Here is a 618-nt window from a genome sequence, read left to right on the forward strand (position 1 = left end):
CCCGCGCTTGTTCTCCGAGGAACCACTGCGTAACTCTTTCGTTGTGCTGGTCTTCCGCATAGCAAAAGGAACACGACCATGGATCGCGAACATGTGAAGGGCGCTGCCGACAAGGCAAAAGGCGCCATCAAAGAAGGTGCCGGTAAGCTCACTGGCGACAAGGAGATGGAAACCGAAGGCAAGATCGACAAGGCGAAGGGATCCGCACACAACGCCGCCGGAGATGTGAAGGATGCAGCGCGGGACGCCGCTGGCGCCCTCAAAAAATAAGCACAAGAGGGAAGACCAAGAACTAGCCGCCTCCGGGCGGCCTTTTCTTTTGCCACAGGGCGGTCGGGCTGAGTGACGAAGTCTACCTTACCTCTAAGAACCGACCTTTAGCTTGGACGTGCCGCTATGCCCTTTTCGGGGCAGGAAGTGGCATTCCAAACGAAAGACGCCGCCAACTGCGGCGGCCTTACAATTGAGATACGAAAAGGGTAACGCATGCGATCAGCGTTGCCGTACTGAGGGTCACTACGACGAGAGCTTGTTCACTGCGGGCTTGCAAATCATCATCGTCCATTGATCCCAACGCCAGACCGCGCATCTGGTTTCGATGCATGGAGAAAGACTGCC

At 56.5% G+C, this 618-nt stretch carries 1 protein-coding gene; it reads left to right on the forward strand.

The genetic code is table 11. The annotated features are described in order from the left end of the window. Nucleotides 1-78: 78 nt before the first annotated feature. Nucleotides 79-270: a CsbD family protein gene (locus CWO89_RS45010; protein ID WP_130231261.1), complete on the forward strand. Its 192-nt coding sequence runs from the start codon at nt 79-81 to the stop codon at nt 268-270. The last annotated feature ends 348 nt before the right edge of the window (nt 271-618 follow it).

The sequence above is a fragment of the Bradyrhizobium sp. Leo170 genome (genome assembly GCF_004296405.1).
Lineage (GTDB): Bacteria > Pseudomonadota > Alphaproteobacteria > Rhizobiales > Xanthobacteraceae > Bradyrhizobium.